Here is a 24,359-nt window from a genome sequence, read left to right as displayed (position 1 = left end):
GACGATGAAGTCTGCACGACCGGCCGGGGGACCGAAGATGAAGAAGACGGATGCGCTGTATCCACCGATCGAACCGCACGAGACGGGGGAACTGCTCGTCGGCGACGGCCACCGCGTCTACTGGGAGGTCAGCGGCAACCCCGAGGGCAAGCCGGTGGTGTTCCTGCACGGCGGGCCCGGCAGCGGCACCTCGCCCTGGCAGCGCCGGTTCTTCGACCCGAAGGTCTATCGCATCGTGCTGTTCGACCAGCGCGGCTGCGGACGAAGCACGCCGCACGCGAGTGCGCCGGACGCCGACTTCCGGTACATCACGACCGCGCACCTGATCGCCGACATCGAGCTGCTGCGCAAGAACCTCGGCATCGAGAAGTGGCAGGTGTTCGGCGGGTCGTGGGGGAGCGCCCTCGCGCTGGCGTATGCGCAGGCGCATCCGGATGCCGTGACCGAGCTCGTCCTCCGCGGGATCTTCACGCTGCGTCGCGTCGAGCTCGAATGGTTCTACGAGGGCGGCGCCGCCGCGCTGTTCCCCGACCTCTGGGAGAGCTTCCTCGCGCCGATCCCCGTGCTCGAGCGCTCGCACATGATCGAGGCCTACCACCGGCGGCTGTTCGATCCGGACCCCGCTGTGCACGTGCCGGCAGCCATCGCCTGGTCGACGTGGGAGGCGGCGACCGTGACGCTGACGCCGGATGCCGCGCAGATCGGCGCGAAGTCCGACCCCGAGAAGGCGACCGCGTTCGCCCGCATCGAGAACCACTTCTTCGTCCACCGCGGCTGGTGGGAAGAGGGGCAGCTGATCGCCGGGGTCGACGTCATCCGTCATATCCCGACCGTCATCGTCCAGGGACGGCACGATGTCGTGACGCCGATGATGACCGCGTGGGACCTGCACTGCGCCTGGCCCGAGGCCGAGTTCGTCGTGGTCGACGATGCCGGGCACGCGGCCACCGAGCCGGGTACTCAGAAGGCGCTGCGCGCCGCGACCGACCGCTTCGCCCGCGCCACCCGCTGAGCCTCAGGCCTGCAGCGCCTTCGCCAGCGTCTTCAGGAGTCCCACGACGCCGCCGTTCGCGCGGTGGCGGGTCAGCCCCTCGCTCACGGCGGCGCCGGTGCGCGCCGACACGAACCACGGCGGCTTCGGCAGGATCGTGAGGCGTCCGCCGCCGTTCGCGATCGGCAGCGACCGCGGGAACGGGCGGAACGGTCCGCGAAGCACCGAGCGCTCGACCCCGTCGAGCAGCAGCGCGTTGTGAACGACGCCGATGCCGCTGCCGACGTCGTCGATCGTGCCGCCGGGGAACGCGCCCCAGGTGAGGGTCGGGGTGATGAACGCGAAGGCGGTCCAGCCGTTGATCGCGATCGAGCCGTAGTGGAGCGCCGCGATGGCCCGCTCGAAACCGGCGCCGAGTGCCTTCTCGGTCGCCGGGTCGATCAGCAGGTTCGCGCCGAGGGTGCCCTGGAGCTTGTCGTTCGCGTGGGCCACTGCGGCATCGAGGAACTCCTGGCCGGTGCCCGCAACGGTGACGACGCCCAGCACCGGCGCGAAGTACTCGGTGGTCTCGAGCGCAGCCGCATCGTCGTCGGCGTCGATCTCGACGAGCAGCCGGTCGCCCAGCACGAGCGCATCGGGGTAGGCGTCGGTCGCGAGCTCCATGCGCGAGGGAGAGCCGGGGTACCAGATGGGGCGCTCCGGGGCGTTGGCGTACGCACGTCGCAGCGCGGCGCGGAACGCATCGGCCTGGTCCCATTCGGACGACATGATGACGACCTGGCCGGCGATGCAGTTGTGGCCGGAGTTCTGCAGGCGCATGGTCGCGATGTGCTCGGCCTGATAGGTGAGGTCGGCATCCGTCCAGGCGCCGGGTACCACGATGATGGGGGAGACTCCGCCGAGTTCGGCGGTGATCGGCTTCTTCAGCTGCGGGCGGTTCTCGCGCCGACGACGCTTCGTCGCGGCAGCCCCTTCGCCCTTCGACGGCCCCCACACGATCGTGTCGAACGTCGCGGCGGAGCCGGTGATGTGCACGTGCACGAGCCCGGGGTGGCCGGTGAGATACGCGCCGACCGCGGGGCCGCCGCGCACGATGCGGAGCAGTCCCGGTTCGATGAGGGGTGCGAGCGCGCGCTTGTACACCGGCACCAGAGCATCCTGCGTGGGGTTGACCTTCAGCAGGGCGGTGCGGTTGTGGGCGAGCAGTTCGTACAGCACGTCGAGCACCGGGATCGAGGTCACGTTGCCGGCTCCGAGCACGAGTCCGACTCCGCCCGATTCGGTGGGGGTGCGCTGAGCGAGGCCGGCGCCCGCGCGCGCGGCGCTCGGGGTGATGCCGGGCTCGAGCCAGACCTCGCCGGTGAAGCCGGACAGCAGGAACCTGTCGATGCCGGTCAGGGGGAAGGCGTGCACGCGCGTGCGTCCGCCGGGAGCACGGTCGATGGTGATGCCGTCGAGCGGGTTCGCGCCCTTCGCCAGACGGGAGAGCGTCTCGATGTAGGCGTCGAGCGCGCCGAGCACGCTGTAGGGTCCGCTCAACCACTCCTCGCCGCGCAGCGGGTGCTTCCCGTCGAGCCCCTTGGAGGCGGCGGCCGTGTTCGCCCAGTCCTCGGCGGTGGCGGCGACGCTCGTGCGCACCGCGCGCAGCAGCGTGACCCGTTGCGCCACGGTGAGGGCGGACCACGTGCGCGATCCGGCCTGCAGGTCGTCGATCGCGGTGTCGAGACGTTCCTGCTCGCCCTCGCTCAACGACGCCGACCCTGCCGTCGGTGTGCTCTTCGAGGCGGATGCGGGGGCGGGGGCTGTGCTCGCAGAAGTCATCGGCGTCTCCTTCGGACGGGATCCCAGCTTAGGCGTCGGAGGTTCCGACGGCCTCGATGTCGGCGCGACGGAGGCGGTAGTGCCGCAGCGTCAACAGGCTCGCGGCCATCAGCACGGCGGGAAGGATGCTGAAGCTGAGCACGATGCCCGTGATCGCGGCCTCCGGCTGCTCGACCGTGGCTCCGGCGACGGTGGAGATGTAGCCGGTCGCGGCGAGGGTCAGCGACACCGCGGTGGCGCCGAGCGCGAAGCCGACGGTCTCACCAGCCGTCCAGATGCCGGTGAAGGTGCCGGCCTGTCCCGGACCGCTCGTGCGCTCATCGTGCGAGATCACGTCGGGCAGCATGGCCATGGGCAGCGACTGGAGCCCGGCGTAGGCGATGCCGGCGACGGCGACCGAGGCGTAGATCCAGGCGCCGGGCACCCAGACCGCGAACACGAGCGTCGCTGCGGCGGCGGTGAACAGGACGCTGGCCATCGCGAACGCCCGCTCCTTGCCGATGCGCCTCGCGATGACGGTCCACACCGGGGTCGCGAGGAGCGCGGGCCCGACGAGGGCGACGAACACCAAGGTCACGGCGTCCTCGCTGCGCAGCACCCACGTCGCGACGTACTGCGCGCCGGCGAGCATCGTCCCCGTGGCGAGGGCCTGCAGCACGAACGTGCCCAGTAGTGCGCGGAACGGTTGGCTGCGCTTCAGGGCCCGGAAGCCCGACATGTACTGATCGCGCCAGGTCGAGTCGGCGATCGCGGCGGCCGGGGCTGCCACGGTGCGCCGGGCGGCGATCGTCGCGGTCCGGGAAGCGATCAGCATGCCGATCCCGATCACGAGACCCGAAGCGATGCCCATCAGGAGATACCCCATGACGGGGTCGTCGCCGGCATTGCGCAGCGCGGGGCCTCCGGCGCCGAACAGCAGGATCGCCGCGGTGAGCACGACCACGCGCCAGCCGAGCAGACGGGTGCGCTCGTCGTAGTCGCCGGTCAGCTCGGCGGGCAGAGCGACGTACGGCACCTGGAAGAGGCTGAACGCCGTGGCGGTCGCGAGGAACGCGAGCAGCACGCTGATCGCCCCGGCGACCGGACCCCAGGAGGGCGGCACGGCGAACGTGAGGGCGAAGAACAGGGGGAGGGCCAGAGCACCGGTCACCATGAACCCGCGACGGGAACCGGTGCGAGCGAGCTGGCGGTCCGACGCGGCGCCGATCAACGGATCGATCAGGACGTCCCAGATCTTCGCGGCCGTGACGATGAGTCCGGCCGCGAGCGCGGCGACGCCGAGGTTGTCGGTGAGGAAGTACGTCAGCACCAGCCCGGGCAGGGTGGCGTAGCCGCCGGTCCCCAGTGACCCGATCGCGTACAGCACGATCGTGCGCGGGGAGAGACGGACGGATGCTCGTTCGGGCCGAGCCTCAGTGCTCATCGCGCCAGTGTAGCGGCGCGATGCGAGCCACTCAGATCAGTGCGAGCTCGCGCAGCTTCGACTCGACGTCGGCGTTCGACGGCTCGACGTGGTGTGAGGCGTCGGGGTACACGACGACCGGGATGTTCGTGCGACCGGAGATCTCCTTCGCGACGTCCGCGGCGGCGGGCTCGGCGACGAGATCGACGTAGGTGTACTCGACCCCGAGCGCATCGAGCTGCTTCTTGGTGCGGATGCAGTCGCGGCACCAGTCGGCGCCGAACATCGTGATGGTGTCGGAGGCAGGAGAAGTCATGTCTCCAGCCTACGGCCGCCCGGATGGAGTGGCGCTGAGCATCAGCCGGGTGCTCGGCGACCGGTGTCCACCTCGCGGGGCAGATGCTCGACGGGGATCACGACCACGTCCTGCATCTTCCAGTCGATGTCGGCGATCCCCTCTGCGGCGGCGGTGAGATCGTCGAGCGTCACCTTTCGGCGATGCGGCACGACGAACGCCTCGATGTGGAACACCTGACCCTGATCGCGCATCCGCACTCCGGCCTGCGCGACCCAGGGTCGACTCCGCAGGTACGACACGATGTCGGCGGCCAGCGGATGCGGATGCTTGCTGTCATAGGTGCGCGCGCGCTGATCCATGAGGTCGACCACGGCCGTCTTGGTGTTGCGAAAGCCGTCCCAGATGATGCCCAGCGAGATGAAGAGGGCCGCCGCGCCGTCCAGCCACCACGCGCCGACGCCGATGCCGAGCACGCCGACCACCGACGCCACCGTGGTCTGCCAGTCCGCCTTCGCCATGTCGGCGTCGGCGTACAGCAGCTTGTTGTGCAGCACAGGGGCGAGCTTCGACTTCGCCGGGCCGTAGAAGAACACGGGCCCGATGATCACGACCACCATGACGCCCACCATGAGCCATCCGAGCCAGATCGTCTGTCCGAACAACTGCACCGTGCCGATCGTGGCGTGCTCGGCCGCGATCAGCCCGGTGACGGCCTCGACGGCGAGGTTCAGGCCCACGGCGAGCAGCGCCACTCCGGCCACGAGATGCCCGACGCCCATCGCGCGATGCAGTCCGTAGGGGTGCTTCCTCGTGGGGCGACGGCGCACGAAGATGAGCGCCGTCAGGAACGCGAACTGCGGGATCAAGGAGAGCATGTCCTCGATCCAGGCCGTCCGCATGGCCTGCGACTCGCCCACCACGAGCGCGATCACCGCGATCGTGATCGACGTGTAGACGATCGTGAAGATCTCCCACTTCACCGCGCGACGAACCGCCCGCGCCTGCGCCGGCGGCAGCGTGGTGCGGCCGAACTGCTGGGTCTCGGTCATCCGCCGACCTCCTCGTCGAGGAAGGTCTCCAGTGTCGACAGGAAGGCGTTCTCGCCGAGTGGAACCAGCATCACGAGCTCACGCCCGTCGGAGCCCTCGATCCCGCGATAGCCCCGGGTGACACCCGCCTTGTCGATCCACGGGGTGTCGGGGGTGATGCCACCGGCGATGAGGTCGAGGTCGCCTGCCTCGAGCTCGGTCACGAGGGTCTCCTCCGACGCGACGGTCCACTCCGTGTCGGCGTCGATGCTGTCGGCGAAGCGGTCCACGAGATCGACGATCGTCCCGGTGGGGTCGCCCTGGCTCACCTCCACCAGCTCGCCATCCGGGGACGTGCCGACGCGCAGCACTCCTCCCGAGACGGAGTCCAGGGTGCCGTCGGGGTCGGTGGGGATCGAGAGGCCGCACCCCGCGAGAAGGGCGACGGCGGCAAGCGCGACGAGGGAGGCGACCGGGCGCCGGATGCGCCGTCGCTGCGGCATCGCAGATCTGTCCACGCCCCGAGAGTGCTCCGCGCGGCGTCGTCCCGCAAAGCCGTTGACGAGTGGCACGGCTGAGCGCTAGCACCACGGGATCGGGACCCATCTCTTGTGAGTAAGGGTACCCTTACCTATACTCGAAACCATGAGCAGCGCATGCGAGCACCTGCAGGATCCCGACTGGGACGACATCGAAGGTGCCGTGCTCATCGCCGGTGACGCGGCCGATGCCGGCATCATCGCGAGCATCGCCGCGCGGTTGCCGTGGGACGCGCAGGGCGTGATCATCCTCGAGGCGGCGGCGCGCATCCAGTTCCGCCACATCGACGTGCCCGAGGGGGTGTCGGTGCGCTGGTTGGTGCGCGGTGACGGTATCCGTGCGCACACGCGTGGCGAGCGACTGGCGAACGCGGTGCACGCGTGGTGCGTCGAGTGGACCTGCTCCGAGCCGCCGTCGCAGTGGACCGTCTGGCTCGGGCCGCACACGCCGCCGCATGTCGCGCGGATGGCGCGCAGCCTGCTCGGCGTCGCGAACTGACCGCTCGGCGACGATCCGCTCAGGCGCTCAGACGCTCAGCGCACCGAGGCCACCGCGGGAGCGTTCGCGCCCGCGGTGATCGCGTCGAGGGCGCGGCGCAGCGATGAGCTCGACGTGTGCGCCGTGTACGGGAAGTACACGACCTCGACCCCGACCTCGGCGAACTCGCTCTCCAGGCGCAGCCCCTTGTCGGTGCCTCGCCAGTCGTCGCCCTTGAAGAAGTGCGTGAACTGCACGTCGCGCCACGAGTCCATCTTCGACGGCGTCGTCTCGACGTAGACGTCGTCGACGAACGAGATGTGCTTCACGATCTCCGCACGCTCCGCCGTCGGGATGACGGGCTCGATGCCCTTCACCTGACGCAGCATCTCGTCGCTGACGACGCCTGCGATCAGAATGTCGCAGTGCTGCTTGGCGTGACGAAGTAGATTCAGATGCCCGACGTGAAACAGGTCGAAAGCACCAACGGCATAGCCGATACGCGTCCCCATGATCTCCCCAGATCAGTAATTCCCCAGTAAGCGGATCCCCATCCGCTTCGCGACTCCCACAGCCGCGGTTCGACAGTCTAGCAGGTCTGGGTTTCGTTCCCCACAGCAACCCATGGAACGATGGAGGCCGCACGCGGTGCGTGCGCGGAACAGGGGGCTGACGTGGGGACACCGGTCACGGTCATCGTGCCGACGTTCAACGAACGCGAGAACGTCGCTGAGCTGGTCGCCCGCACCGCCGCCGCGCTCGCCGGGTGGGAAGCCGAGATCCTGTTCGTCGACGACAGCACCGACGACACCGCGGCCGAGGTCGAACGGGTCGCGGTCGCCGCCCCGATCCCCGTGCGGGTCATCCACCGTACCGAGAACACCGGCGGTCTGGGCGGGGCCGTGGTCGTGGGACTCGAAGCCGCGGCAGCCGACGTCTGCATCGTGATGGACGGGGATCTGCAGCATCCACCGGAACTGCTGCCCGTGCTGCTCGAACGTCACGCCGAAGGGGATGCCGACGTCGTGGCGGCGTCGCGCTACATCGGCGGAGGCGACACCAGTGGGCTCGGCACGGCGGTGCGCTTCGGCGTCTCACGCGCGGCGACCTGGCTGACGAGGGCGATGTTCCCGATCCGTCTCGCGCGCAGCACCGACCCGATGACCGGCTTCTTCCTGGTCGACCGGCGTCAGCTCGACCTCACGGCGCTCCAGCCGCAGGGCTTCAAGATCCTTCTCGAGATCCTTGCGCGCAACGATCTGCGCATCGCCGAGGTGCCGATGGAGTTCGCGGAGCGCCGGCACGGCACCTCGAAGGCGAGCCTGCGTCAGGGGGCGACCTTCATCGCGCACCTCGCCCGCCTGCGCTTCGGGAAGATGTCGCTGTTCGCGCTCATCGGCGTGATCGGCGCGGCCGCGAACCTCGGGATCATGTGGGCGCTCACCGCCGCCGGCGTGCCCTACGTCTGGGCGGCCATCATCGGCGCCGAGGTCACCATCATCGGCAACTTCCTGCTGCAGGAGCGGTTCGTGTTCGCCGACATGCGCACGGATGCCCGCGCCCTCGGCATCCGCTTCGCCAGCTCCTTCGCGTTCAACAACGTCGAGGCCGCGCTGCGCATCCCGGTGATGGCGCTGATGGTCGAGTCCTGGCACATCTCGAGCGTGCTCGCGACGGCACTCTCGTTGATCGTGGCGTTCTTCGCCCGGTTCCTGTTCCACTCGCTCGTCGTCTACGCGCCGCAGCGGCGGCGCAGGGGCGATGCCGCGGGGGCCGAGCCGCCGACGGACACCGCCGCCCTGCGGGTCATCCGCGCGATCGATGCCGAGGCGATGAAGCCGGGCGAGCTCTAGCTGCTCGCGCCGAGGTACGTCTCGAGGGCGGCATCCGCATCCCGCGGCGTCCATCCCGTCGCCTCGATGCGGCCGAGGTCCAGCACGCTGTTGAGCGGACGCGGGGCGATCGGGCCGGCCTGGTCGGCGAAGTACTCCGTGGTGGTCACGTCGGTCACGCCGGAGGGATCATGCCCGGTCAGGCGGTACACGGCGCGCGCGATGTCGGCCCACGAGCGCGGCTCTCCCGCGCCGGTCACGTTGTAGACGCCGTAAGGAGCGGCGGTCGACAGCAGGTGCAGGATCGCCGAGGCCAGATCTTCGGTGAAGGTCAGGCGCCCGATCTGGTCGCCGACGACCCGCGGTGCGATACCCCGCTCGGCGAGCGAGGCCATCGTGCGCACGAAGTTGCGCCCCTCGCCGATGACCCACGACGTGCGGACGATGTAGTGCCGCGGCACCGTCGCGACGACGGCGTCGCCCGCGGCCTTCGTCTGGCCGTAGACGCCGAGCGGGCGCACCGGGTCGGACTCCGTGTACGGGCCCGCCTTCCTGCCGTCGAACACGTAGTCGCTGGAGACGTGCACGAGCGTGATGCCGTTCTCGGCGGCGATGCGTGCCAATGCGGTCACGCCGGTGACGTTCGACGACCAGGCGTCACCGCGGCCGTCGTCGGTCTCGGCGAGATCGACCGCCGTGTAGGCGGCGGCGTTGATGATCGCGCGATAGTCGCGCCATCGCCGCGCCGTGGCGAGGTCGTCGGCACGCAGGTCGAGGGTCTCCCGCGTCGTGTACTCCACGTGCTCGGTGTCGCCGAGCGCGGCGCGCAGGGCGAGTCCGAGCTGGCCCGCGCCGCCGAGGACGAGGATCTTCTTCGGTCCGATCGGCGTCACATCGGCGAGGCGCGGGTGCGCGAGGTCCTTGGCCGACACCTCGACGTCGGCGAGCGGGATCGGCCACGCGATGGCCGCGGTCTCATCAGCGAGGTTGAGGAACGAGTACTCCGCGTCGGGCGACCAGTGATCGTTGACGAGGTACGTGTAGGCCGTGTCCGCCTCGAGCGTCTGGTACGAGTTGCCCACGCCGCGGGGCACCAGGATCGCGCGCGACGGATCGATCTCCGTCGTGAAGACCGTGCCGAACGTGTCGCCCGCACGCAGGTCAACCCAGGCGCCGAAGATCTTCCCGGTGGCGACCGACACCCATTTGTCCCAGGGCTCCGCGTGGATGCCGCGCGTGGTGCCGACCGCGTCGTTGAACGAGATGTTGTTCTGCACGGGGCCGAAGTCGGGGAGACCGGCGGCGACCATCTTCTCGCGCTGCCAGTTCTCCTTGAACCACCCACGCGAATCCCCGTGCACCGGCAGGTCGACGACGAGCAGACCGGGGATCGGCGTCTCGGTGACCGTGAGCGCCTTGCCGAACTCCGTCATCACTGGCCCTTCGCCGCGTAGAACGACTCGGTCGCATCCTTCGCCGGCGCCCACCAGCCCTCGTTCTCCCGGTACCAGTCGATGGTCGAGGCGAGCCCCGACTCGAAGTCGGAGAACTGCGGCGCCCAGCCCAGCTCGGTGCGGAGTTTCGTGGAGTCGATCGCGTAGCGCAGATCGTGGCCCGCGCGATCGGTCACGTGATCGTAGGCGTCCGCGGGCTGTCCCATCTGAGTGAGGATGAGCTCGACCACCGACTTGTTGTCCTTCTCGCCGTCGGCGCCGATCAGGTACGTCTCACCGATCTCGCCCTTGTCGAGGATCGTCAGGACGGCCGACGAATGATCGTCGGCGTGGATCCAGTCGCGCACGTTCTGACCTGCGCCGTAGAGCTTCGGGCGGATGCCGCGCAGCACGTTGGTGATCTGACGCGGGATGAACTTCTCGACGTGCTGGTACGGCCCGTAGTTGTTCGAGCAGTTCGAGATCGTCGCCTGCACTCCGAACGACCGCACCCACGCGCGCACCAGCAGATCGCTGCCCGCCTTCGTCGACGAGTACGGCGACGAGGGGTTGTACGGGGTGTTCTCGGTGAACCGCTGCGGATCGTCGAGCTCCAGGTCGCCGTATACCTCGTCGGTCGAGATGTGGTGGAAACGCCGCTCGTGCCGACGTGCGGCCTCGAGCAGCGTGTAGGTGCCGATGATGTTCGTGTCGAGGAACGGCCGCGGGTCGTGCAGCGAGTTGTCGTTGTGCGACTCCGCCGCATAGTGCACGACCGCGTCGGCTTTCGCGAACAGCCCGTCGACGAGCTCGGCGTCGGCGATGTCCCCCTCGACGAGCTCCACGCGGTCGGCGGGGAGGCCTGCGAGCGATGCCCGGTTTCCGGCATAGGTCAGCTTGTCGAGCACGGTCACGTGCGCGTCGGTGTGCGCCACGACATGGTGCACGAAGTTCGATCCGATGAAACCGGCGCCGCCGGTCACGAGCAGCCGGGTCATCGCTTGCCTCGTTCCAGGAGCTCGAGCAGGTAGGAACCGTACCCGGATTTCACGAGGGCTTCGGCGCGCACGCGCAGTTCGTCGTCGTCGAGGAAGCCCTGGCGCCAGGCCACTTCTTCGGGCACGCCGATCTTCATGCCGGTGCGGCGCTCCATCGTGCGCACGTAGTCGGCGGCATCCGTCATCTGGTCGAACGTCCCGGTGTCGAGCCAGGCGGTGCCGCGGGGCAGCACCTCGACCTGGAGCTTGCCGCGTTCGAGGTACTCGCGGTTGACGTCGGTGATCTCGTACTCGCCGCGAGCGCTGGGAGCCAGGTTGCGGGCGATCTCGATCACATCGTTGTCGTAGAAGTACAGGCCGGGCACGGCGTAGTTGCTCTGCGGATTCTTCGGCTTCTCCTCGAGCGAGATCGCCTGGCCGGCGTCGTCGAACGCGACGACGCCGTACGCCTCGGGCTCGGCGACCCAGTAGGCGAAGACCGCGCCGCCGTCGATGTCGGCGAAGCGCTTGAGCTGGGTGCCGAGGCCGGGGCCGTAGAGCAGGTTGTCGCCGAGGACGAGGGCGACGCTGTCGTCGCCGATGAAGTCCGCACCGATCGTGAACGCCTGCGCGAGCCCGTCCGGCGACTCCTGCTGGGCGAACGTCAGCGAGATGCCGAACTGCGAGCCGTCTCCGAGGAGTCGTTCGAAGTGGGCGGCGTCATGGGGCGTGGTGATGACGAGGATGTCCCGGATCCCGGCGAGCATCAGCGTCGACAGCGGGTAGTAGACCATCGGCTTGTCGTAGACCGGGATGAGCTGCTTCGAGACTCCCAGTGTGATCGGATGCAGTCGCGTGCCCGAACCGCCCGCCAGAATGATGCCCTTCATGATCCCCCTCGTGAAAACGTCGATGTCCATGGTGGCGTCACAGAAGGGACGGCCATCCCCTGCCGTCCGACGACCCCCACAGTCGTACGTCCGACTCTAGCGGGTCACCTCGCCGGCGGGTGAGTGGATGCTGTGACCTCCGGTGCGGGATCTCCGTGTCCGTCCCGGAATCGGCTCTTGCCAGGGTGCCCGGGGAGGTCCATAGTTGGCTCGTGGAATCCGAGGGTGGTGCCTCGCTGTCTCTCACTTGGGCTCATCGTGCCGAACAGTCGGTGCCGGCCTGGGAGCGGAGCCATGCCAGGGGAGAGGTCCCGAGCGTCTGGCCCTACGGACTGGATGCGCTGCGTGATCATGCGGCCGTGGAGGTGGTCGATCTCCCGCCGCCCGGTCGGGTCGCTCGTGTGCGAGCGCGGCTGGGCATCGAACCTCGCCCCGTCGAGGGCCTGGCCGTGACGTGGGACGAGAACACCGCGTATCGCCTGCAGATCCTGCATCCCCGCGTCCGCTACGCCACCGGGGTGATCTGGCTCACCGACATGGCGCAGGCAGGTCCCGCTCCGGCCCGTCTGCTCTCGATGCTGGGCGGGGCCGAATCCGCGTGGGTGCTCAGCGAAGGGCAGATCGACCCGCTCCGGCGCCTGCTGGGGAGCCGGGGTCCGCGGGTCTTCCCGATCCCGTTCGGCATCGACAGCGACTTCTTCGGCGCGCAGCCCTCTCCGACGCAGCCGCGGATCGTCAGTGTCGGCAACGACCGTGACCGCGATCCGGCGACGCTCTACGCGGCGCTCGCGCGCGTGCTCGCCGCGCGGCCGGACACGGACGTCGTGGTGCAGACGGGTTCTGACCTCTCGCCACCCGAGGGGGTTCGGGTGGTGCGGCACATGCCGCACGCGGAGCTTCGGGATCTCTATGCGACCGCCAGCGTCATCGTCGTCCCGACCAGGCCGAACCTGCACGGCTCGGGGATGACGGTGGCTCTGGAAGCGCTGGCGACCGCCCGCCCGGTCGTCGTCTCGGATACGCCCGGCATGAGTCAGTACGTGAGCGAGGGGCGGACCGGCCACCTCGTGCCGCCGGGGGACGCGGAGCAACTCGGGAGGGCGGTGCTGGGCCTGCTCGATGATCCGCAGCGCGCGGCCGAACTCGGGCGCAACGGCCGGATCGAGGTGGAACGCAGCTTCACGACGCAGATCATGGTCGCGGCCCTCGTGCAGGGGCTGCTGCAGCGGGTGTGATCGTGGTGGACGGGCGACGCCACCCGGGCCGACCGGAGAAGGGGTCAGCTCGACGTGGCGACGTCGCTGATGATGTACTTTGTCTTGCCGCCCGTGTACGGCAGGGCATCGACGTATTCGACGCTCACCGGTACCTCGTTCGCGATCCGCTCGCGCAGCGAGGTGACCGCGCTCTCGATCTGGTCCCGCGCCTGCGCACCCTCGCCGACGACGACGCGGATCACGATCGAGTAGTCGGAGAGCTGGTGGATCTGGAAAAGCCGGACTGCTTCCGGGTGTGCCGCGAACATCCCCATGAGGCGATGCGCGAGCACGGTGCCGCTGGGCAGGCGGATCAGGTCCGTCGTCCGGCCCTGCGGCTGCTCCATGAGCGGGAGCGCACGGCCGCAGCGGCAGGGTTCCGCCCGCAGGATGCCCTTGTCGCCCGTGCGGTACCGGATCATGGGAAACACCCGGTTGCGAAGGTCCGTGATGACGAGGTCGCCCAGCTGACCGGGCGCTGCGGGGGCGCCGTCTTCGTCCACCACCTCGACGCGTCGGACATCCGCGAACACGTGGAGACCGTCGCGGTGGCCGCATTCGCCGGCGATCCAGCCGAACTCGGAACCACGGTATTCGTCGTAGACGGGAGCGCCGAAGACGGACTCGAGGCGGGTGCGGACGGATGCGGTGAGCGGCGCAGCTGTCGTCGCGATCGCGGTCGGCGCGGGGACGCTCAGTTTTCGGCGTTCCAGGAAGTCGGCGAACTCCAGCATCGCTCCCACGTAGCCCTCGATCAGGCGCGGTCGTGTCGCCATGAGCTGGCGATGGAACGTCTCCATGGTCTGCGCCGAGATGAGACCGGCATCGAGGTAGACCTGCTTGGTCGGCCACCACGCCACGTCGTTCTTGAGTGTCGCCAGGCGGCCGAAGTTCCAGCGACCCACGCGGGCGAGGTCGTCGGACGGCTCCACTCCCCACCAGGAGTACATCCGCCAGCTCAGCGCGAGAGACGGCACTCGTGCGTCGTGGAACGTGGCCAGCGGTTCCCCGGTGCTCCCGCCGGTCAGCGCGGGACGAGCATTGGCGTCGGTCGCCTCGGCGGTGCGGAACTCCGCCGCGTGCTGTTTCACCGTGGCACGATCGAGGATCGGCAGCGCCGCCCATGCCTCCGGATCGGTCAGGGAGTCCGGGTGGATACCGAGCTCACCGTAGTGCCTGCCGTAGAACGGCGAGGAGTCCATGGCGAACGCGGCGATGTCGCGTGCGAGCCGGTTCTGCATCTGAGCGAACTCGTCCGGGGCCAGCCGCTCGTTCGCGAGGAGTTCGCGGTGAAAGGAGCCCGCTTTCGCGCGCACGGTCGCCGCCTTCGCGCGGAAGAACGCGCGTCTCATGGGTGTGGACATCAATACAGCCTCTCGTCGTCGAAGGATGCGCTCGGGGATACGGCTCAGCGGAGCCGTCTTTTGTGGGCGACGCCCTCGCGGAATGCATCCCGGTGCGCACGGCCGGCATCCGCCCAGTCACGGCGCGACAGGTCAGGCGAGCCCGTCAGCGTCGACGCGGCACGCCACGCCTCCACGACGGTCGGCGCGTCGAGGTCGCCGTCGTACATGAGCACCCACGCGGCGCCCACTTCGCGCGCCAGCGCCTCGTTCGCCTCGTTGCGCGGCACCAGTACCGGGCGCGCCATCGACAGGGCGGCGAGCACGCTACCCGAGTTGTGCATGAACCGGTACGCCAGCACGATGAGCTCGGACGAGGTCGCGAGCTGGACGAGCTCGGCGTCGCTCAGGAAGTCGAGGTGCAGCTCGACACCCGGAAGGCCCGCGGTCCGCGCCCTCAAGTCGTCGCCGAGTTCGGGGGTGGACGGGCGCCCGCCGATCTTCAGGCTCAGCGTCGGCTCGGTCGTGACGGCCTCCGCATAGGCGTCGATGAACCCTTCCAGGCCCTTGTAGCGGCGGACCCCGCCGAACGATCCGAGTCGACCGGGCACCCGCTCGGCCGCCGGGAACTTCGCGTACCAGTCGCGGTAGTGCCCGTGCAGGATCAGGCTGTGCGGCGTCCCTGGCGGGAGCGGCGTCGTCTCGTTGATGACGATCCGGTAGTCGGTGTGGCGATCGATGAAGCGCAGCAGCCACAACCGTGGCGCGTTGTCGTCGGGGAGCTCGATGTTGTGCACCGTCCGCACCACGGCGATCCGCCTCGAGAGGCGGTGCCGGAAGACGAGCGCGGTGGTGAGGAGGAACTTACCGGTGGACTTCCACCAGGTCGAGCCGTGCAGCTTGGCCTCCGGCCAGTGCCAGTGGAAGGCGTCGTAGCGCCCGAAGAGCGCCGTTCCCCACGAGAATCGCAGTCGCTCGAGCCCCTCAGTGGACCCGAGCGCCTCGTCGAGCATCTTGTTGTACGGGTTCGTCGTCGGACGCGGTGCTCCGAGGGACTGCATCACGCGGATGGTCGATGCGGGGTCTGTCATGGTCGTGTCATCCTCCGATGGGCGGCGGTACTCGTCGTAACGGCGGCCGAAGGCGGCTGCGACCATCCCGCGGCCGCGGTGCGCGATGCGGGTGCCTCTGGCGTGATGGTCGATGTTCGAGGTGACCGCGCCGAAACCCCGTCGAAGGATGCCGGCGACGATGCGGATGACACCGCCCAGCAATGCGCGTACGCGCAGCACGCCTCGGCGCAGCGCACCGTCGGTCAGCTGCAGCTCGATCCTCGTGTTCGCGTTCGCAGAGCTGAACGCGCGCTGCGCGGCCCAGGCCCGGCTGAGTCTCGCGGCGACGACGAGGTCCTCGGTCTCGGACTCGTTGCACCACACGATCAGGCCGCCCTGGCGCGCCAGCTGCCGCGAGAAGAGGGTGTCTTCGCCGCCGCCGAGCCCGAGCGTCTGATCGAAGCGGAGGCCGAGCCGGCGGATGCAGCGCAGATCGAGCAGGAGGTTTCCTGCCGCCGCGACTTCGAGGACGGTGCCGGTCTTTCGTATCGGTCGTCGAAAAGTGCCGGAGGTGAGCAGCCAGGGATCGACGTCCTCCTCGAAGACCGAGATCACGCGTCCCATCACCGCATCAGCGTTGTGGTCGCGCCAGACGGTGAGGAGAGACGAGAGCCAGTGCTCCCGCGGGATCTCGTCGTCGTCGATGAAGGCGACCAGATCGCGTCCGTCGCATTCATCCAGGATTCGGTTGCGGGCTGCCGCGATACCCGGGGTCGGTTCGACGACGTAGCGCATCGGCAGATCTGCGCGCTCCGCGACCTCGCGCGCGGACCCAGTGCCGTCGTTGTCGACGACCAGCACATCGATCTCGACCCCGAGCGCAGCACATTCCGCGATGCGCGGAGGGAGCGCGAGGAGCAGCGCCTCCAGGAGCTCCGGCCTCCGGTAGGTAGGTATGCCGATCGTCACCGCGATCATGTCGCTCGATTCCGGTCCCCTGGTCATCCGCACCATCCCCATGGCAGTCTTGCGCCTTCACTCCGGCGCGCGGCTCATCGTACCGTGATCCTCCGAAGCCGTTACGCGGAGACGCCTCTCGCGTATAGTCATTCTCCTGGGAGTCGACGTCGGTCGCGACTCTGGGGAATTCGACCGGCGACCCGAGGCGATCCGCGATGCGGATCCGGGGGGAGAGAATCGCGTGTCAACCGAGCACGGTCGGCTCGCCGTGGTGGTCGTGAACTACGCCTCGGCGAAGCTTCTGCAGCGCAATCTGGTGGTCGTCGCGCGCGCGGCGCGGGCGATCGACGCCGACGCGACGGTGATCGTGGTCGACAACTGGTCCTCCGCTGACGAGCGTCGAGCCGCGAAAGACGTCGCGCGGGCGAACGAGTGGACGCTGATCGCGCCCGAGTCCAACACGGGCTTCGGCGGCGGTGTGAACATCGGCGTGGAGCGCGCGCTCGCCGATGGGGCGACCGACGTCCTCGTCATCAACCCGGATGCGCACATCGACCGCGAGTCGCTGCGCCTGCTGGAATCCACCACTGCGGCTTCCCGGACGACACTCGCCTCACCGGTCATCTCCGACTCGGATGGGCGTACGTGGTTCGCCGGTATCGATCTCCTGCTCGACGACGGAACGATGCGCGCGCGACGTAAACGCGTGGCGGGCGACCCGCAGCCGTTCGAACCCTGGCTGAGCGGCGCATGCCTGTGGATCACGCGCGAGGTCTGGGAGCTCGCGGGCGGATTCGATGACGACTACTTCCTGTACTGGGAGGATGTCGACTTCTCGCGGAAGGTCGTGTCGGCCGGCGGATCGCTGGCGCTCGTTGAAGACGCGAGTGCGGTCCACGACGAGGGCGGCACGCAGCGCGCCGACCCCGGGGTCTCGCGAGCGAAATCGGAGACCTACTACTACTACAACATCCGAAACCGCATGCTCTTCGCCGTACGTCACCTCGACGAGGCGGGCGTGCGGCGCTGGCGCCGCTCGATCCCGAGGACAGCTCGCGAGGTGATCCTCCGCGGCGGACGCCGTCAGCTGATCCAGTCGGCCGCTCCGATCCGCGCCTACCTTCGCGGGGTGCGAGAGGCTCGGCGGATCGCACGCACCCCGGAGACCGATCGGAAGGGCAGGAAATGGTCGTAGACGCATACCGACGTCTCGCGCGCGCGCAGAAGGGCCATGCGCGTGGCGCCCCCGCGTACTCCGTGTACGTGAATCGTCGTATCGGACGAGTCCTCGCCGCCGTCGCCTACCGCATCGGGCTCACGCCGAACCAGGTCTCGATCATCAGTGCGGTGCACTCCTTCGTCGCGATCGGGCTGATCGCCTTCGGACCGGTGAACGTGCCCATGGGCTTCCTGATCGCCGTGCTGCTCGTGCTCGGCTATGCCTGGGATTCCGCCGACGGCCAGGTCGCGCGTCTCCGCGGCGGGGGCAGTCCGCAGGGCGAGTGGCTCGACCATTTCATCGACACGCTCAAGATCGCGTCCCTCCACCTCGGGGTACTGATCGGGCTCTACCGGGTCCTCCCGGAGACACCGGTACTGCTGCTGATCCCGATCGTGTTCAGCATCGTCGCCTCGACGACCTTCTCCGGGATGCTCCTCAACGACCTCCTCAAAGGGAAGCACGCCGTGGCGTCGACCCACGAGCGCGGCGGAGGCACGCTCGTGCGATCGCTCGTCCTGCTGCCCACCGACTTCGGCCTCGTCTGCCTCGTCTTCGTGCTGTGGGGGTGGACGCCGGCGTTCCTCATCGGCTACGGCCTGCTGTGTGCCGCCGCGGTCCTGTTCCTCGCGCTCGCCGCGGTCAAGTGGTTCCGCGAGATCGGGAAGCTCGGTGCCGACGCATGACCGGTGAGAAGATCCTGGTCGTGTGCGCCGCGAACGTCTGCCGGTCGCCGTTGGCGGAGCTCGGCCTGCGGCGGGGATTCGGTGCGGACTCATCTATATCGGTCAGCAGCGCGGGCGTCCGCGCGACCGAGGGTGATGCGATCTGCGAGCTGGTCTCGTCGCTCCACGATGACGAGGGATGGCGCGAACAGGCGCAGTCCCACCACGCGCGGCCGGTGACCATCGAACTCATCGAGCAGTCCACCCTGATCCTCACGGCGTCACGGGACATCCGTGGCGAGCTGGTGCGGCTCGCTCCGCGCTCGCGCGATTGGATGTTCACCCTCAAGGAAGCCGCCCACCTCGGAGCGGGCTTCTCCTCCACGGGGCCCGACCGCGTGGCGGACTACGTCGCGTATCTGGATCGCGCCCGTTCGCGGGCGGTGCCGCTCGCCGGTAGCGACGGAGTCGGGAGCAGGATCCGACGGCTCTTCGGCAGCCGGGGCGCCGTCGATCCGGCGAGCATCGCCGACCGGCACGGCAGCCGAGGCCACCGCGAGACTCTCGCCGAGGTACAGTCGTCGACGGCGACGATCCTCGCCCAGCTCGGCGGGCACCGACGGCACTCATCCTGAGCGAACCCTTGTGCTTTCCCGCTCCCCGCACTATCATTAGCCGATGCCGCGTTCTGCGCGGTGGGGACCGAAGCCGAGGGGGCTTCGGATGGGGATCTGGGTTCTGGGGAGCTGCAGTGTTCAATGTTTCATCATGCCGTTCTGGGGACGGCCCTTCGCGCTCGAGACGCGCGATGTTCATCGCGCCTCTGGTGGCGCTCGCACTCGTGACGGCAGGCTGCACAGCAGCCCCCGACGCCTCCGAGGAGCCGACGCCCGAGGGCACCAGCACCACCGACTGGACACCGCCTGCCGAGGATGAGGCCGCAGGGCCCACCGAGGCGCCGTCGCTGACGGAGCAGAGCGGAGCGCTCGACGAGCCGATCGCCCTGTCGACCGACATGGTCGTCACGATCGACAAGATCTCCACCATGACCGTCGAGCCGGAGACGCCGGGCGAATACGCCGGTCCGGCCGTGGTGGTCGACGTCTCCGTGTCCAATGACTCGAAGCGGGCGCAGAGCGTCGAATCCGCGGTCGTCAGTCTGACGACGGACGACGGAGACATCGGCGTGGCCACGACCGCGGGGCCGAACAAGCCGCTGACGGGCGATCTGGCCGCGGGCGCCGAGGCCACCGGAACCTACGTCTTCATGCTCGATCCGACGAAGGGGCGCTCGGTCAAGATCAGCGTCAACTACGCTGCGGGCGAGCCGGTGGCCACATTCGCCGGCACGCTGTCCTGACAATGGGTGCGCTGCCGCGCACCGATCTTTCATCGCACTTTCGCAATTTCATACTCAAGAACGTTCTGCGGCTGGGGAGTCACTAATGGGGAACACAACAATCACGAAGCGGGCGCTGGGAGCGCTGGCTTCTGTCGTGACAGCAGCGTTGCTGGTCGCGGGGATGACGACGCTGGGAGCACAGGCCGCTTCGGCTGCCGACGTGTCACCGCCGCCGCTGCTGCAGCGGGACGACAACGTCGTGACGTCGGATCCTATTCCGACGGTGCAGATCGACAACGGCTACGTCTGGTCGCAGACGACGATCGGCTCGACCGTGTACGCGGTGGGCAAATTCGACAATGCGCGCGCGCCACTGGCGGTGCCGGGGACGAGTCTGACGGCGCGGTCGAACGTGCTCGCATATGACATCAACACGGGCCAGCTGCTGTCGTTCGCCCCGCAGGTGAACGGCGTGATCAAGGCGGTCGCGGCCTCACCCGACGGCAGCCGCATCTACATCGGTGGGTCGTTCAACTCGGTCAACGGGCAGGCGCGCTGGAACTTCGCGGCGCTCGACGCGGTGACCGGCCAGCTGGTTCCCGGCTTCAATCCGTCGATCGGCGGAAGCGGCGTCTACGCGATGGCCACGTCCGGGTCGAGTGTGTACGTCGGAGGCTTGTTCACGCAGGGCAACGGCACGGCGCGCAAGAACCTCGCGGCGTTCAACGCTGCCAATGGTGCACTGCTGGGCTGGGCGCCGCAGACCGACCTGCAGGTCGATGCGATGGTCATGGACCCCGCAGGGCAGAACGTCATCGCCGCCGGCCGCTTCTCTCAGGTCAACGGCGACCTGACGATGCGCGGCGCTGTCGCCCTCGACAAGTCGACCGGCGCTGTGGACACTTCCTGGGCGCTTCCGCAGACCGTCAAGAACGGCTACAACACCGGCGCGAGTTCGGGCAAGGCCGGTATCTTCGGGCTGGCGGCCGACTCCACCGCCGTATTCGGGACCGGCTGGGTCTACGCCAGCGCCGACGTCGGCAACCTGGAAGGTACTTTTGCGGCTGAGGCCGGGACCGGCCAGGTGCGTTGGATCTCGGACTGCCTCGGCGACCACTACGGCGTCTACTCCACGGGCAAGGTCGTCTACACGACGAGCCACACTCACGCCTGCAGCACGCAGGGCATGCACCCGGAGCAGAACCCGCGCACTCATCGCTACTCCGAGGCGTACACGGCGGATGCCCGCGGAACGCTGGGCAATCAGCCCGCGGCAGGCAGCACCTACAAGAACTGGGCCGGCACTCCGGCGCCGTCCGCATACGCCTGGACCCCCGACTGGGCGGTCGGCGTGACGACGGGCATGGGGCAGGCCGGCCTCTCCATTACCGGTGCCGGCAACATGATCTCGATCGGCGGAGAGTTCCGCTCGGTCAACAACGGCCGTTTCGAGGGCCTCGTGCGCTTCTCGACGACGCCGCCGGCCGGGGCGAAGGACGGTCCGCGTGTCTCCGGAGCGAACTGGACCGCCACGGCGCAGTCCTTCATCCCCGGGCGCGTGCGCGTCTCGATCCCCTCGAATTGGGATCGCGACGATCTGACGCTCACGTACGAGCTGCGGCGCACGGGCACCGCGACGCCGGTCGCCACGCTGACGGCCGACGCGACCTGGTGGAACCGCCCCACGATCAGCCTCGAAGACAAGACGGCGCCTCCCGGAACACAGCAGGAGTACACCGTCGTCGCGAAGGACGGCAACGGGAACGCGGTGAGCAGCCAGGCCGTCAGTGCGACGGTGACGGCAGGAGCTGCCTCCACGTACGTGGACGCCGTGACGGCCGACGCGCCGCAGCTCTACTACCCCCTGGGAGACTCCAGGCAGGATTGGGCCGGTGCGAACACGCCCGTCTTCGGCTCGGGCGTCTCGACATCCACGTCCGGCGTTGCGAACACCGCGACGGGAGCATCGACGTTCACCGGTTCCTCCACCGGACGCGTCGCGACGACGAACAAGGTCGCCGCACCCTCCGAGTACTCGACCGAGGTGTGGTTCAAGACCAACTCCACCACCGGGGGAAAGCTGATCGGCTACGGGAGCGCCGCCTCGGGTGACTCCACCAGCTATGACCGTCACCTCTACATGACGAACAACGGTCGGCTCGTCTTCGGCGCCTATGACGGGAGCACACGGACGATCCAGAACAGCACCGCCTTGAACGACAACGCCTGGCACCATGCCGTGGCGACGCAGAGCTCTGCGGGGATGAAGCTGTACGTCGACGGCACGCTCGTCGCATCCGACGCTTCCGGCACCACCGCGGAGAACTACCTCGGATACTGGCGCATCGGCGGGGACAACCTCAGCAGTTGGCCTTCGGCGCCGAGCTCCAAGTACTTCAAGGGAGCCCTCGATGAGGCCGCTGTCTACCCGTACGCGCTGACGTCGACCCAGGTGCAGACGCACTACGGCGTCGGCAAGGGCTTCGAGGCGCCGACCGCCTCCTTCACGGCGACCGCGACGGACCTCGACGTGGCCTTCGACGCCAGCGCGTCCGCTCCGGCGGGCTCTGCGACGATCACCGGCTACCGGTGGGACTTCGGCGACGATTCTCCGGCGGGCACGGGCGCGACGACTTCGCACACCTACACGGCCTCCGGAACGTACACGGCGAAGCTCACGGTCACCGACAGCAACGGGCTGGCCGCGACGACGGAGAAGCCGGTCGTGGTCCAGGCGGCGAACGTGCTGCCGACAGCGTCCTTCGAGGTCACCGGAACGGGACTCTCGGTCTCGGCCGATGCGTCCGCATCCACCGATTCCGATGGCACCATCTCCTCGTACGCATGGAACTGGGGTGACGGAACGACGTCGACCGGCCAGGTCGCCAGCCACGTGTACGCCACGGCGGGAACGCGCACGGTGACCCTGACCGTCACGGACAACCGCGGTGGCACCGCGTCGACCACGCGTCAAGCGGTCACCACTCACGCAGATCCGGTCGCGACGTTCACGTCGACGGCTTCGGGCATGACCGTGAACGTCTCGGCGGCCGGGTCGAGTGCCTCCGACGGGGCGACGCTGTCTTACTCCTGGAACTGGGGCGACGGTACTCCCGCCGGTTCGGGAGCCACCGCCGGTCACACCTACGGCCAGGCGGGTGCACACGACATCACCCTGACGGTGACCGACAGCCTCGGCGGGTCGGCGAGCGTCACGAATTCCGTGACGGTGCAGTCTCAGGTCTTCGCGGCATCCGATTCGTTCGGTCGCGTGGTCTCGAGCGGTTGGGGTGCAGCTGACGTCGGTGGCACGTGGGCACCCATGAGCGGTTCTGCCGCCATCGCCTCCGTCGCAGACGGAGTGGGCAAGCTCAATCTCGCACCCGGGGATACCCGCGAGATGCTTCTGCAGGGCACGTCTCTGCTCGACACCTCGGCACGGATCAACTACACGCTGTCCTCGGGGCCGTCGACGGGCATCGCCTATGAAGGGCTCGGTGCGCGTCGGTCCGGTTCCAACGGCTATCGTGCACTTGCATGGCACCGCGCCGATGGCAGCACGTGGATCGTGATCCAGCGCAACGGCACGGCGATCGCCAGCACCGCTGTCGCGGGTCTCACCTGGACAGCGGGCAGCACGTTCAACCTGGCGATGGAGACGACCGGTTCCACGACTACCACCATCCGCGCCAAGCTGTGGGCAGGCGGAGCCGCAGAACCCGCCAGCTGGCAGCTGTCGACGACGGACGCGACGGCGGCCCTCCAGGTCGCGGGAGCACCCACCGTGTACTCGTACCGTTCCGGTACGGGAACCGGGAGCAACCTCGCCAGCTTCGACGACTTCACGCTGAAGAACCTCGGCGCCGTGGCGCCGGAGCCGGAGCCCGAGCCCGAGCCCGAGCCCACCAACGTCGCACCGGTGGCCGTCTTCTCGGCGACCGCGACGGCGTTGACGGCCAGCGTAGACGGCACCGCGTCGACGGATTCGGATGGCACCATCGCCTCCTACGCCTGGAACTTCGGCGACGGCTCCACGGGCACGGGTGCGACCAGCTCCCGAACCTACGCCGCGGCCGGAACCTACACCGTGACGCTCACCGTGACCGACGACAAGGGGGCGACGCACACCGCGACCAAGCAGGTCACGGTGGCTGCGGCTCCTGTCGATCCGGATCCGGAGCCCGAGCCCGAGCCCGCCCCGCTGGCCGGCGACGAGTTCGACCGGACCTCCGGTCCCGGCTGGGGCAGCGCGGTCGTGGGCGGCGCCTGGACGATCGCCGGCGGCTCGCAGGCAGCGGCTACCGTGGCGGACGGCCAGGGCAAGATGGCCCTGATCGCCGGGGATACCCGCCACGCGACGCTCAACACGACCTCGATCACCGACGCCGTCCTGCAGACGCAGTTCCGCGTCGATCAGGCCCCGGCAGCGGGCGGCGCCTACATCGGAGTCATCGCGCGTCAGTCGGCCGCAGGTAAGTACCTGGTCCGTGCGTGGCTGCGTCCTGACGGAACCATCTGGCTCGTGGCTCACCGCGATGGCACCGTGCTGCTCGCGCAGCCCGTAGCGGGGCTCGCCTTCACGGCGGACACCTCCTACACGCTGAAGGTCTCTGTCACCGGTGGGTCGCCGACCGCGATCTCGGCGAAGATCTGGGCGACGGGCGGCACAGAGCCGGCGAACTGGCAGCTCAACACGACGGATGCGACGCCGTTGCAGGGGGCGGGATCGGTCGGGCTGAGCGGCAACCGCTCGGGGAACGCGACCGCGGCACTTGGTGTCTCCTTCGACTCGTTCCGGGTGACCGCCCCGTAGCGGCGGAGTGACGCGCCGCA

Annotated in this window: 20 protein-coding genes; 9 read left to right on the top strand and 11 right to left on the bottom strand. The window is 68.9% G+C overall.

Annotation, left to right across the window (positions count from 1 at the left end; all coding sequences use genetic code 11):
• Positions 1-4 precede the first annotated feature (4 nt).
• A complete protein-coding gene (gene pip / locus GZ67_RS0116800) occupies positions 5-1,012 on the top strand; it encodes a prolyl aminopeptidase (protein WP_231481848.1) in 1,008 nt (335 codons plus the stop codon).
• Positions 1,013-1,015: 3 nt separating this feature from the next.
• On the opposite strand, the gene GZ67_RS0116795 is transcribed toward pip, so the two are convergent.
• Genes GZ67_RS0116795 through GZ67_RS0116775 form a run of 5 tightly spaced genes read right to left on the bottom strand, consistent with a single transcriptional unit; the run spans position 1,016 to position 6,058 of the window.
• The gene (locus GZ67_RS0116795) at positions 1,016-2,812 is read right to left on the bottom strand and encodes an aldehyde dehydrogenase family protein (protein ID WP_029262887.1); all 1,797 of its coding nucleotides are present in this window, start codon (positions 2,810-2,812) and stop codon (positions 1,016-1,018) included.
• Between the two features lie 28 nt (positions 2,813-2,840).
• On the bottom strand, positions 2,841-4,235 hold the full coding sequence (locus tag GZ67_RS0116790) for an MFS transporter (protein WP_029262886.1): 1,395 nt from the start codon (positions 4,233-4,235) through the stop codon (positions 2,841-2,843).
• A 31-nt stretch (positions 4,236-4,266) separates the two neighbouring features.
• Positions 4,267-4,530 (bottom strand): glutaredoxin family protein, encoded by a 264-nt coding sequence (locus tag GZ67_RS0116785; protein ID WP_029262885.1) that lies wholly within the window; start codon positions 4,528-4,530, stop codon positions 4,267-4,269.
• A gap of 41 nt (positions 4,531-4,571) precedes the next feature.
• Entirely contained in the window at positions 4,572-5,561 is a 990-nt protein-coding gene (locus GZ67_RS0116780) for a cation transporter (RefSeq protein ID WP_029262884.1), read from the bottom strand.
• On the bottom strand, positions 5,558-6,058 hold the full coding sequence (locus tag GZ67_RS0116775) for a transporter substrate-binding domain-containing protein (protein WP_331280467.1): 501 nt from the start codon (positions 6,056-6,058) through the stop codon (positions 5,558-5,560). The genes GZ67_RS0116780 and GZ67_RS0116775 overlap by 4 nt, the downstream gene beginning before the upstream one ends.
• Positions 6,059-6,185: 127 nt before the next feature.
• Between GZ67_RS0116775 and GZ67_RS0116770 the strand changes: the two genes are divergently transcribed.
• Positions 6,186-6,578: an SIP domain-containing protein gene (locus tag GZ67_RS0116770; RefSeq protein WP_029262882.1), complete on the top strand. Its 393-nt coding sequence runs from the start codon at positions 6,186-6,188 to the stop codon at positions 6,576-6,578.
• Between the two features lie 35 nt (positions 6,579-6,613).
• Here the strand turns inward: GZ67_RS0116770 and GZ67_RS0116765 are convergent, their stop codons facing one another.
• Positions 6,614-7,069 (bottom strand): adenylyltransferase/cytidyltransferase family protein, encoded by a 456-nt coding sequence (locus GZ67_RS0116765; protein ID WP_029262881.1) that lies wholly within the window; start codon positions 7,067-7,069, stop codon positions 6,614-6,616.
• A gap of 120 nt (positions 7,070-7,189) precedes the next feature.
• Between GZ67_RS0116765 and GZ67_RS0116760 the strand changes: the two genes are divergently transcribed.
• On the top strand, positions 7,190-8,410 hold the full coding sequence (locus tag GZ67_RS0116760; RefSeq protein WP_029262880.1) for a glycosyltransferase: 1,221 nt from the start codon (positions 7,190-7,192) through the stop codon (positions 8,408-8,410).
• On the opposite strand, the gene GZ67_RS0116755 is transcribed toward GZ67_RS0116760, so the two are convergent.
• From GZ67_RS0116755 to rfbA, 3 genes are read right to left on the bottom strand one after another with little or no spacing between them, the layout of a single operon-like run.
• The gene (locus GZ67_RS0116755) at positions 8,407-9,822 is read right to left on the bottom strand and encodes a sugar nucleotide-binding protein (RefSeq protein ID WP_029262879.1); all 1,416 of its coding nucleotides are present in this window, start codon (positions 9,820-9,822) and stop codon (positions 8,407-8,409) included. The genes GZ67_RS0116760 and GZ67_RS0116755 overlap by 4 nt on opposite strands.
• On the bottom strand, positions 9,822-10,820 hold the full coding sequence (rfbB, locus tag GZ67_RS0116750; RefSeq protein WP_029262878.1) for a dTDP-glucose 4,6-dehydratase: 999 nt from the start codon (positions 10,818-10,820) through the stop codon (positions 9,822-9,824). Before rfbB ends, GZ67_RS0116755 begins: the two co-directional genes overlap by 1 nt.
• Complete coding sequence (rfbA, locus tag GZ67_RS0116745) at positions 10,817-11,689, bottom strand: glucose-1-phosphate thymidylyltransferase RfbA (RefSeq protein WP_029262877.1); 873 nt, start codon at positions 11,687-11,689, stop codon at positions 10,817-10,819. Before rfbA ends, rfbB begins: the two co-directional genes overlap by 4 nt.
• 212 nt (positions 11,690-11,901) lie before the next feature.
• Here rfbA and GZ67_RS0116740 point away from each other — a divergent pair, with 212 nt between their 5' ends.
• The gene (locus GZ67_RS0116740; RefSeq protein ID WP_036303783.1) at positions 11,902-12,924 is read left to right on the top strand and encodes a glycosyltransferase family 4 protein; all 1,023 of its coding nucleotides are present in this window, start codon (positions 11,902-11,904) and stop codon (positions 12,922-12,924) included.
• Between the two features lie 44 nt (positions 12,925-12,968).
• Here GZ67_RS0116740 and GZ67_RS0116735 read toward each other — a convergent pair whose 3' ends face one another.
• Both GZ67_RS0116735 and GZ67_RS21055 read right to left on the bottom strand, forming a co-directional pair.
• A complete protein-coding gene (locus GZ67_RS0116735; protein WP_136025631.1) occupies positions 12,969-14,309 on the bottom strand; it encodes a phenylacetate--CoA ligase family protein in 1,341 nt (446 codons plus the stop codon).
• A gap of 44 nt (positions 14,310-14,353) precedes the next feature.
• Positions 14,354-16,345, bottom strand: a complete 1,992-nt coding sequence (locus GZ67_RS21055) for a glycosyltransferase (protein WP_231481847.1) — start codon at positions 16,343-16,345, stop codon at positions 14,354-14,356.
• Between the two features lie 196 nt (positions 16,346-16,541).
• On the opposite strand from GZ67_RS21055, the gene GZ67_RS0116720 reads away from it, so the two are divergent.
• The 5 genes from GZ67_RS0116720 (at position 16,542) to GZ67_RS0116695 (ending at position 24,339) form a co-directional block, all read left to right on the top strand.
• Positions 16,542-17,495: a glycosyltransferase family 2 protein gene (locus GZ67_RS0116720; RefSeq protein ID WP_036303781.1), complete on the top strand. Its 954-nt coding sequence runs from the start codon at positions 16,542-16,544 to the stop codon at positions 17,493-17,495.
• Entirely contained in the window at positions 17,486-18,205 is a 720-nt protein-coding gene (locus tag GZ67_RS0116715; protein ID WP_029262873.1) for a CDP-alcohol phosphatidyltransferase family protein, read from the top strand. Before GZ67_RS0116720 ends, GZ67_RS0116715 begins: the two co-directional genes overlap by 10 nt.
• Entirely contained in the window at positions 18,202-18,819 is a 618-nt protein-coding gene (locus tag GZ67_RS20270; RefSeq protein WP_051662603.1) for an arsenate reductase/protein-tyrosine-phosphatase family protein, read from the top strand. The genes GZ67_RS0116715 and GZ67_RS20270 overlap by 4 nt, the downstream gene beginning before the upstream one ends.
• Positions 18,820-18,992: 173 nt before the next feature.
• Entirely contained in the window at positions 18,993-19,544 is a 552-nt protein-coding gene (locus GZ67_RS0116700) for a DUF4352 domain-containing protein (RefSeq protein ID WP_231481846.1), read from the top strand.
• Between the two features lie 85 nt (positions 19,545-19,629).
• Positions 19,630-24,339, top strand: coding sequence for a PKD domain-containing protein (locus GZ67_RS0116695; protein ID WP_051662602.1), 4,710 nt, complete (start codon positions 19,630-19,632; stop codon positions 24,337-24,339).
• The last annotated feature ends 20 nt before the right edge of the window (positions 24,340-24,359 follow it).

The sequence above is a fragment of the Microbacterium sp. Cr-K20 genome, from assembly GCF_000708325.1.
Classification (GTDB): Bacteria; Actinomycetota; Actinomycetes; order Actinomycetales; family Microbacteriaceae; genus Microbacterium.
Note: the sequence above shows the minus strand (reverse complement) of the source record. Positions and strands in the feature narration are given on the sequence as shown.

Excerpts from the sequence above, each read along its gene's own strand:
- pip (WP_231481848.1), top strand. The coding sequence starts at position 5 with ATGAAGTCTGCACGACCGGCCGGGGGACCGAAGATGAAGAAGACGGAT.
- GZ67_RS0116795 (WP_029262887.1), bottom strand. The coding sequence starts at position 2,812 with ATGACTTCTGCGAGCACAGCCCCCGCCCCCGCATCCGCCTCGAAGAGC.
- GZ67_RS0116790 (WP_029262886.1), bottom strand. The coding sequence starts at position 4,235 with ATGAGCACTGAGGCTCGGCCCGAACGAGCATCCGTCCGTCTCTCCCCG.
- GZ67_RS0116785 (WP_029262885.1), bottom strand. The coding sequence starts at position 4,530 with ATGACTTCTCCTGCCTCCGACACCATCACGATGTTCGGCGCCGACTGG.
- GZ67_RS0116780 (WP_029262884.1), bottom strand. The coding sequence starts at position 5,561 with ATGACCGAGACCCAGCAGTTCGGCCGCACCACGCTGCCGCCGGCGCAG.
- GZ67_RS0116770 (WP_029262882.1), top strand. The coding sequence starts at position 6,186 with ATGAGCAGCGCATGCGAGCACCTGCAGGATCCCGACTGGGACGACATC.
- GZ67_RS0116765 (WP_029262881.1), bottom strand. The coding sequence starts at position 7,069 with ATGGGGACGCGTATCGGCTATGCCGTTGGTGCTTTCGACCTGTTTCAC.
- GZ67_RS0116760 (WP_029262880.1), top strand. The coding sequence starts at position 7,190 with ATGGAGGCCGCACGCGGTGCGTGCGCGGAACAGGGGGCTGACGTGGGG.
- GZ67_RS0116755 (WP_029262879.1), bottom strand. The coding sequence starts at position 9,822 with ATGACGGAGTTCGGCAAGGCGCTCACGGTCACCGAGACGCCGATCCCC.
- rfbB (WP_029262878.1), bottom strand. The coding sequence starts at position 10,820 with ATGACCCGGCTGCTCGTGACCGGCGGCGCCGGTTTCATCGGATCGAAC.
- rfbA (WP_029262877.1), bottom strand. The coding sequence starts at position 11,689 with ATGAAGGGCATCATTCTGGCGGGCGGTTCGGGCACGCGACTGCATCCG.
- GZ67_RS0116735 (WP_136025631.1), bottom strand. The coding sequence starts at position 14,309 with ATGTCCACACCCATGAGACGCGCGTTCTTCCGCGCGAAGGCGGCGACC.
- GZ67_RS21055 (WP_231481847.1), bottom strand. The coding sequence starts at position 16,345 with ATGACCAGGGGACCGGAATCGAGCGACATGATCGCGGTGACGATCGGC.
- GZ67_RS0116715 (WP_029262873.1), top strand. The coding sequence starts at position 17,486 with ATGGTCGTAGACGCATACCGACGTCTCGCGCGCGCGCAGAAGGGCCAT.
- GZ67_RS20270 (WP_051662603.1), top strand. The coding sequence starts at position 18,202 with ATGACCGGTGAGAAGATCCTGGTCGTGTGCGCCGCGAACGTCTGCCGG.
- GZ67_RS0116700 (WP_231481846.1), top strand. The coding sequence starts at position 18,993 with ATGTTCATCGCGCCTCTGGTGGCGCTCGCACTCGTGACGGCAGGCTGC.
- GZ67_RS0116695 (WP_051662602.1), top strand. The coding sequence starts at position 19,630 with ATGGGGAACACAACAATCACGAAGCGGGCGCTGGGAGCGCTGGCTTCT.